We start from the raw sequence: 8,734 nt of genomic DNA, 5'->3' as shown, positions 1-8,734 counted from the left end.
TTTTATCGACATCACTAAATCCTTTTAGTTGAAGGTCTTATTTTAGGTATATGGTAATCATGTACTACAATTACCGCATTATAAATTCCGAAAGGCAAGCTAGATATGATGGCTTTTGTGTGATGGGCGAATTTGTTGCAATTGTTCACGAAATGAGCAATTTTGTGCGCCTACAGCATGGTAGTCTACGTGCGCCATAATTTTGTGTAGTCCGGGCGCTTAAGAATTCTTATCAATCTTGAAATAACTTAGTTTAGGTGACATGTGCAGCGCAGTACTCAAGACTTACTTTCATATGATGATCAACGTGATGCTGCTGAGCTTCTTTATGGGAATGCCTTTTCTGGCATATTAATATCGATTATTGCTTCCAGCTTTTTAGTTTATTTTTACGATAATCCTGTTCTGCAAGAGTTTAAAATTACCTGGTGGTTAGGGATGATGAGTTTACTGCTTGTTAGGCTGATTGACTGGGTATCCTGGAAGAAGCATTTATCGAAGACTCACTACGACGGCAAAAGGTCAGTCAGACGCTTTATTTATGGGGTCAATCTAACGGCCTTAATGTGGTCTAGCTATGCCGCTTATGCTGTGAGTTATAGTCCCTTGGTTGAGAAGGTAACGATTATAATTGTGATTTCAGGGATGGCCGGTGGGTCGGCTATTGTGTTGGCTGCTCATAAACTTACGTCCATGTTTTATACCTTTGCCTTGTTGTGTCCTGTGTCGGTGGTGTTCTTACTCAGTAACGACGCGACCGATCAGAATATTGGTGTGTTAGGGCTTAGCTATAGTCTCGTGATGCTCATCATTTCAGCTAAGTCAGCAAACTTTGCTCGAGATGCGATTGCTTTAAAGAATGAAAATGCCTTGTTAGTAAATCGTATGGAACAAAAAGTAGAGCAGAGAACGCAGAAAATTTATGAGCTTTCTAATTTAGACTCACTAACCCATTTGCACAATAGGAACTCTTTTCTGAAGAACCTTAAAGCGAGTTTGCAGGCAAGTGATGAGAAAAGGAGCACCCTGAGTTTATTATTTATAGACCTTGACGGTTTTAAGAAAGTAAACGATACCTATGGGCATAAGGTAGGGGATCAAATTTTAGAAGAAAGTGCTCGACGGCTTCGTGAAAAAGTTGCCAATGAAAGTTTGTTATGCCGTTGGGGCGGTGATGAGTTCCTGATTGCCATTGAAGATTGTAGTAGTGAAAAAGCCATCTCACAGGCCTACGAGATAATTGAAATTTTATCTCATGAACATCAATCAAATGAGGGGATATTGCCGGTTAGCGCGACGGTTGGGATTAGCTTATATCCCGAGCATGAGCGCTCTGAAAGCAGGTTGATTCAGTTTGCTGATACGGCAATGTATCACCAGAAAAAAACAAAACCCTCAAAAGTTTGTGTGTTCACACCAGAAATGGAAGCTAAACACCAATATGAGCTTGAACTGAAAAAAGGATTAAATGATGCGATTGATAAGGATCAGATGCGTCTTGTTTTTCAACCGATCGTATCAACAAATAATAGTAAGAACATCGCATTTGAAGCTTTATTGAGATGGGATTTTGAAGGTAAGAGCATCCCTCCTGATGAGTTCATCAAAATTGCTGAACAGTACGGTTCAATACATCGAATAGGCGTATGGGTTCTTAAAGAGTCGTGTAAAGTTGCGCTTGCGTGGCAAAGTCTGAGGCGGGTTTCAGTTTGTATTAATGTTTCAGTGATTCAATTAGAGGATTCTGACTTCTTGAGCATAGTTGATGAAGCTGTACAAGAAAGTGGTATTGACCCTTCGCTCATCTACTTGGAAATTACAGAATCAGTATTTGCCAAAGATACTGAAAAGATGATGGAGACCATTTCGGCTATACAGTCACGTGGTATCAAAGTTTCGATTGATGACTTTGGAACAGGATACTCTTCATTATCCGCTATGCAGGATTTAGCGGTAAATACGGTAAAAATTGATCGATCATTTATCACGAAGTTGGATACGAGTGGTTTTGCTATTGTGACAGCTGTTACGCATGCCGCGCGCTTGCTCAAGTTTGATGTTGTGGCTGAGGGGGTGGAAACTGAGGCTCAGTGTCGTAAACTCGTTGAGTTAGGCGTGGAAAAACTGCAGGGTTATTACTTTTCCAAACCTCTAGAGCAAGAATTTTTGCTCGACTACTTAGAGTCTGAAGTAAAGTCTCAGTGAGCCCAGTATTTGTGGCGCACATTTCAGAAAAAATAAGCGTGCTTCTGATACTATCTACAAAAAAACCGATAGCCTTGGCGCACTAATTAAACAATATTAAGGGATAATATGTCTGTAAATACCGCATTTGAAAATATGAGCGATCAACAACGTACCGAGATCGAAGCGGCCGCTTTTCGTCGACTGCTAAAACACTTTGACGACCACAAAGAAGTGCAAAATATCGACCTAATGATTCTGGCTGACTTCTGTCGTAACTGCTTAGCAAAATGGTACATGGCCGCTGGCGAAGAGCAAAGTGTTGAAATTGACTATGATCAGGCGCGTAAAGCCGTTTATGGTATGCCTTATTCTGAATGGAAAGAGAAGCATCAATTGAAGGCAACGCCTCAGCAGCTCGAAGCTTTTGAAGCGAAGCAGAAGTAAATCACTCCTGCCTAAATTTCTAGACCCAAATGCTTCTTGGCAGCTTTGACCAGCTTTGGGTCGAGAGCGGGTGGTGTGATATCAACACCTTTCACAAGCTGATCATTCAGCTTCTGCATGACAGCAACTCGCATGCTCCACTTATGATTAGCGGGTACTACGTTCCAGGGTGATGCTTCGGTACTAGTGAAACGGAACATATCGTTGCTTGCGTGTGTGTAATCGTCCCATTTTAGCCTATTTCGGATGTCTTCTTCTGTTAGCTTCCATTGCTTTTCTGGTGTGTTTAAACGTAGTTCAAAACGCTTAAGTTGTTCTTCGGGCGTGATATGTAAAAAGAACTTGATCAGGTGCACGCCGTCATCAGTCAACATTCGCTCAAATTCATTTATTTCTTGATAAGCTCTCTGCCAAGCTGTTTCTGGTGCAAAGCCTTCTACTCGCTCGACAAGCACCCGGCCGTAATAAGAACGGTCAAAAATGGCTAAGGTGCCTGGCTTGGGAAGACGGGTTTGAAAGCGATACAGGTAGTGTCGGCCTTGCTCATCGGGGTGAGGCGCTGATATCGGATAGACCCTAAAACCGCGGGGGTCGAGCTTTTCGCTAATTCGCCTAATTACCCCACCTTTACCTGAGGCGTCCCAACCTTCAAACACGATAATTGCTCGTTTGCCTTGTCGATAATAGGCTTGTTGGATTTGGAGAAGGCGCTCCTGGCAGCTTTTAAGTGCTTTTGTGTATTGGCTTTTTGATTCAATGAGAGCTTGATCAAAATTCACCTTAGAGAGGTTAGGAGGCTTTTGTTCAAGGATAACGGGCGAGGCTGGGTGAGTGATGTTTTTCATTGGTATCCTGTTTTGTTATTTTACCTTCGACTTCAGTACAAACGCTTCAAAGTCCTTGTCGATGCCGAATACATGTCTTTGTAACCACTCTCGCAGAAATATTGAAATAGATTCACGAACCAGAGCGTCAAACTTACCCATACTGTTTACCATGTCATCCAGTTCATCACGAAATTGATTGTGCGCTTTAATATGGGCTTCGGTTTTGGGGTAGTTAAGTTGGAGCATGTAGGCTTCTTCGAGACAGAAGTGGTGGTCGGCGTAGCTGGACAGCCGGGTAAAGATTTCTTGGCCGGAATTAGGGGCCTTCAAGGCATCAATCAGCCTGAAAAGCTCTTGGTGCTGAGTGTCTTGCCAAATTAGCTCGCTGGTCTTTTCCATTACTGAACTCTACCCAAGTGAAGGTGCACGTTAGTATGAGTCTAGTTTAGAAATAGAAAAGTTGTCTGCAAATTGAACGGTGTAATATTAGGCGTTATTGTAAAAAATAAGGGTCTTACTCTGTATCGAGTTAAACATCCCGGCTAAATCTGTAGGCAGAGCCTTTCATGGCTCGCTGAGGTTTAGCGCGAGGCATCGACTAGCGAGGGGTGGAACCCTCTGCCTACATGAGGCCATTTTTTAGCTCTACAGCGCCTAACGTACTGCACTATCGTTTAAGGGGATGTATAACTTTATCCAAGCCCTCAATTTTAATCTCAAGCGTCAGTTCAAGCAGTGTACCTAGCTCGCCGCTCGGAAAGCCTTTTTTTCTGAACCAGAGTAAATATTCTTCAGGTAGATCGATTAAACGACGGCCACCGTACTTCCCGAAGGGCATTTGTGTATTGGCTATTTTTACCAGGTGCTGCTTTTCGATCATGTGTTGATAATAACTCGCATGGCTTGAACTTCTAGCCCTGTTTTTTCAATATATTCCTGACAAGCACTTTGTCTGTGACGCAGAGCGTCGATTTCTTCGTCGCGAATTAAAGGGTTCTTTTCCTGGAGGCTAATCAGGCGCTGAATTTCATTACCTAGCTCCCTGTTCATGTCTTCGCTAGCTTGGCTGATCAATGAAGGAACCGAAGCTTCGGCAGTTTTTTGAGCATGCTCAAGTAGTGTACCAATATCGTTACGGATCTCTTTCAATACGGCATGCGCCATCGATCGCTTAAGCCCTTTGCAGAGCTCATTAAGCTGCTCGTAGGGTAAAACTTCGCTAAGGTCGCGGCCGGTAATATTAACAACGATCCGCTGAGGCGATACCGGCAAAAATTTGTCAAGCTGCAGAGACTTTGGTGCCATGCTGTTCAGCGCGAATATGGCTTCCAAAAATAAAGTACCAGGTTCAACACCTTTTACCGACATGGTTGCCAAGGCTGCATTACCAAGCTCTCCTGTTAAGGTTTGCTCGATTAGATCGGTCACCATCGGGTGTTCCCATGAGACAAACTCGACATCTTCCCGGACAAGCGCTTTCAAACGGTGGAAGGTTAAGGTGTTGCCTTCATCGTTTAAGCCGGGAAAGTGCTGCTCCAGCATGTGCTCTCCAGGGCGAATGATCAGAGTCTGGTCTGACTGGTACTCTTGTTCAACACCGTAAAGGTTGAACTGCTTTTCCATGTAAGAGGACAGGTCCTGGCTTGCTTCCTCAGATTCGATCAAGGCAATGATTTTCTCGGCTTCTTCAGGATTGCAGGAGTTAAGCTCAAGTAGGGGGTCACGACCCGTTTGAAGAGCTGCCATAGCCGCATCGCGATGCTCACGGGCTTGTTTGATAAAAGACAAGGCCTGATCAGATTGAAAGTCACCTTCGCTTAAGTAACTTTCCAGTTCGACGGCAAACTGTTCATAAATTGCAAAGCCTGCCGCACAGCTGTGAGTGAAGGCATCCAGAGCCTGGTCATACCAGTTGAATAAACCCTCTTGGCGGCTGCCAGGAATGAAGGGCACATGAATATTGACGTCATGTGTTTGCCCGATTCGGTCTAAGCGGCCGATACGTTGTTCGAGTAGGTCAGGGTTCTCTGGTAAGTCGAATAACACTAAGTCGTGTGAAAACTGGAAGTTTCGGCCTTCGCTGCCAATTTCTGAACAGATTAAGGCTTGTGCACCTTCCTCTTTATCAGCAAAGTAGGCAGCGGCTCTATCACGTTCAATAATACTTAAACCTTCGTAGAAGGCTGCTGTTCGCAGGCCTTCTCGTAGTCGAAGATAGGACTCCAGCGCTAAAGCCGTTTCAGCACTGGCGCAGATGATCAGGACTTTCTCATCTCTGTTATCTTTCAGGAACTGGGTTAGCCAAGTGACTTTCGGATTCTGTTTAATGCCGGCTTCATCTTCAAATTGATCATCACCAACAGCTGCATCGAGTGGGTGAGGCTGTAGGATTCTATCCGGGAAGCCTTCAACACCTTGGCGAGTATTGCGGAACAGTATTCTACCGGTGCCATGCTGATCAAGTAGCCTTTGTATTGCTTCCGGAATATCGATATTTTGTGCATCATCACCGAGTAGGGAAAGGGCTTTAATTGGCAGTGACGAGCCGTCTTCAAGACCTTGAAGCTCTCCGACCAAATCAGAGATTTCCTGATAGTTTTGTTCTTGCTCAATAAATTTTTCTAAGGAGTGAAAACGGTCAGGGTCGAGCAAGCGCAAACGGGCGAAGTGGCTCTCGATACCGGCTTGCTCAGGCGTAGCCGTAAGCAATAGTACGCCGCGGCTTCTAGCTGCCAAGGCTTCAATGCACTGGTATTCGATGCTGCTTTCTGATTCGCTCCAATGTAAGTGATGCGCTTCATCGACAATCAGTAAATCCCAGTCGGCCGCTAAGGCTGCGGTTTTTATATCTTCATTAATCAGGAAGTCCTGATGGCAGAGAACTAGCTGCTCGGTCTCAAAGGGCTTTTCGATACCTTCTTCGGTCAAACTATCAAAACGCTCACGATCAAAGATAGAAAAGCTGAGATTGAAGCGGCGTAGCATTTCGATCAGCCATTGATGCACCAGTGTAGAAGGAACGACGATCAAAGCTCTTTTGGCTAAACCATTGTGCAACTGGGCGTGGAGAATCATGCCTGCTTCAATGGTTTTACCTAGTCCTACTTCATCGGCTAGCAATACTCTCGGGGCATGGCGCTTCGCGACAGTATCAGCGATATATACTTGATGAGGAAGTAAGCTTGTGCGTGAACCAAGCAGCCCATCCGTTGACGACTGCTGTAAGCGGTGCTTGTGCTGCAGCGTTTCATAGCGAAGTCGGAAGGCTCTATTTCGGTCATAGTGGCCGCTAACCAGGCGCTGAAGTGGTGAGGTAAATTGGATAAAACAGTTAAGTTCAACTTCACTCAGTTCTTCGTGTTGAGAGCTTTCTTTATTTTCAACAATGTAAGTAATAATGTCTGCGCTTTGGTCGAGGTCGAGAACCAGGTAATCGATATCTTCATGGCTGGTGATCGTGTCGCCAGCCTTATACACTACACGGCTGATAGGCGCGTTGACGCTGGCGTAGGTGCGAGTTTCCCCGGCTGCCGGAAATGTGATCGTCACTCGGCGGTTTTCAAACTCGCTGATGATTCCTAATCCTAATTTGGGTTCGGTCTGGCTGACCCAGCGTTGGCCTATGATATACGACATTTTGGCGTCTCTTTACAGTATTCAATAAGGGAACAAATATGGCGCGAATACTAACAAGAAAAGCCTGTTGATAACACAGATGAAGGTGAATGGAGGAATAATTTGAGTATCTATAGAACGCCAGAAAGGGAAGAGTATTACTTTCACGAGGGCTGCTATATCTTGGAGATGTTAAATACTGACGATGATCCCGCACTTTCGATTGCGCGAGCTAGAGTTGAACCGGGTAAAACAACGCGCTGGCATGCCTTAACAGAAGTCAGTGAGCGCTATGTGATTCAGCAGGGTTCAGGCAAGGTTTATGTTGGAGATCTGGAACAGCAGGTTAGCGCTGGGGATGTAGTACTGATCCCGCAAGGCATTAGGCAGAAGATATATAACGACGGGGAGGGTGACTTGGTGTTTTTAGCTGTGTGTACGCCACGCTTTATGCCTGCGTGTTATGAGGACTTAGACGTATAAGTTGTATCGGCTCAACCCCGACCTTACAGTTTGAAATACCGAGCGTGACATTACCAAATAACATGGCAAAGGCGTATTAGGTCCGCAAAGTTGCCATTCGGCTTTGATCATAAAGCTTGAATATTTAGGCCACAAGCCACCAAAGCAGTACCTTTGGGAAAGTGAAAGATGCAAACATTCGTTTTAGAAGTAACTATCCGATATTCTGTCACTCTTCAGCCTTATTTGTATCAGGTTAATACAGTCAATTTTAGCTTTGAGACATTAACGAAGAAGAGATGAAGTGAATGCCGTTGAAAACACTGAAATTTATCGCCAAGAGTACACAACCATAGTTATCGCTTTAGTTATATTAAGGCCAGATGAGTGTCTGATAGAGTTTATTAAAAGTGCTTTTGGGATATTAGAACACTTTTTTTAGTCACTAGAATCGAACCTTCAAGCGAAAATAATTGTGCGTGATCCAATAATATATTCTTCACGTACTTTATTGTTCTTCACTCTATAAGTTGAATTTAAATGAAAAAAATTACTGGCATGCTTTTGACAACTTGCTTATATACACTCTCCTTTCAAACAGCATTAGCCCAGGACACAAAAACAGCTATGGTGCCCTTACCTTCAATTGATGACTTTACGCGGGGCAATGATGGCTGGGCCTTCGGACTTGGCCTGGCTGTTGAATACGAATCAGCCTACGAAGGGTCTGATGAATTTGGCGCAGAAGTCGATCCTGCCGGTGCGGTGCAATGGCGTAAAGGTGATAATATTTTCTTCTGGGCCGGTGAGGCGCTCGGGTGGCGTGGTCTTCGTTCTGACACATGGCTATTCGAGGCTGTCGTGGGCTTCGATGAGGGGCGTGAAGAAAGTGACTCTGATGACGGTCGTTTGGATGGTCTCGGTGAAGGAGATGAGGGAACTGAACTAGTTTTGCAAGCACGCCATGCTTTCGATACCGACTGGCGTTATTGGCTGGATGCTCGAGTGGTGACCGGTGAAAACGGAAGTCTTGGTCTTTTTGGCGTGGGGCACCGCTTCGGTGGTCAGAACGACGGAACCGGCCATGAAATTGCCATCGCTTTGGTATTTCACGATAGTGATTATGTCAATAAAGATTTTGGTATAGATGCAGAGCAGTCAGTTGCATCGGGACTGAATGAGACCGACCTGAGTGGAGG

General features: G+C 44.7%; 8 protein-coding genes. 4 read left to right on the top strand and 4 right to left on the bottom strand.

Annotated elements, in window-relative coordinates; translation table 11 throughout:
- The first annotated feature begins 264 nt into the window (after nt 1-264).
- Both A3766_RS05960 and A3766_RS05955 read left to right on the top strand, forming a co-directional pair.
- Nucleotides 265-2,205 carry a bifunctional diguanylate cyclase/phosphodiesterase gene (locus tag A3766_RS05960; RefSeq protein ID WP_068552964.1) on the top strand — a complete coding sequence of 647 codons (1,941 nt, stop codon included), beginning with the start codon at nt 265-267 and terminating at the stop codon, nt 2,203-2,205.
- A gap of 108 nt (nt 2,206-2,313) precedes the next feature.
- A complete protein-coding gene (locus tag A3766_RS05955) occupies nt 2,314-2,631 on the top strand; it encodes a DUF1244 domain-containing protein (protein ID WP_231872145.1) in 318 nt (105 codons plus the stop codon).
- A gap of 11 nt (nt 2,632-2,642) precedes the next feature.
- On the opposite strand, the gene A3766_RS05950 is transcribed toward A3766_RS05955, so the two are convergent.
- From A3766_RS05950 to rapA, 4 genes are all read right to left on the bottom strand, one after another.
- On the bottom strand, nt 2,643-3,476 hold the full coding sequence (locus tag A3766_RS05950; RefSeq protein ID WP_068509287.1) for a polyphosphate kinase 2 family protein: 834 nt from the start codon (nt 3,474-3,476) through the stop codon (nt 2,643-2,645).
- 15 nt (nt 3,477-3,491) lie between these two features.
- Nucleotides 3,492-3,857: a hemerythrin family protein gene (locus tag A3766_RS05945; RefSeq protein ID WP_068509286.1), complete on the bottom strand. Its 366-nt coding sequence runs from the start codon at nt 3,855-3,857 to the stop codon at nt 3,492-3,494.
- A gap of 268 nt (nt 3,858-4,125) precedes the next feature.
- Nucleotides 4,126-4,338, bottom strand: a complete 213-nt coding sequence (locus A3766_RS05940) for a DUF3820 family protein (protein ID WP_068509284.1) — start codon at nt 4,336-4,338, stop codon at nt 4,126-4,128.
- Nucleotides 4,335-7,094 (bottom strand): RNA polymerase-associated protein RapA, encoded by a 2,760-nt coding sequence (gene rapA, locus A3766_RS05935; protein WP_068509282.1) that lies wholly within the window; start codon nt 7,092-7,094, stop codon nt 4,335-4,337. Before rapA ends, A3766_RS05940 begins: the two co-directional genes overlap by 4 nt.
- 102 nt (nt 7,095-7,196) lie before the next feature.
- Here rapA and A3766_RS05930 point away from each other — a divergent pair, with 102 nt between their 5' ends.
- Complete coding sequence (locus A3766_RS05930) at nt 7,197-7,556, top strand: cupin domain-containing protein (protein ID WP_197469628.1); 360 nt, start codon at nt 7,197-7,199, stop codon at nt 7,554-7,556.
- Nucleotides 7,557-8,075: 519 nt separating this feature from the next.
- On the top strand, nt 8,076-8,734 hold a 659-nt coding region (locus A3766_RS05925; RefSeq protein WP_068641910.1), incomplete at its 3' end, for a MipA/OmpV family protein.

It is taken from the genome of Oleiphilus sp. HI0132, from assembly GCF_001635845.1.
Note: the sequence above shows the minus strand (reverse complement) of the source record. Positions and strands in the feature narration are given on the sequence as shown.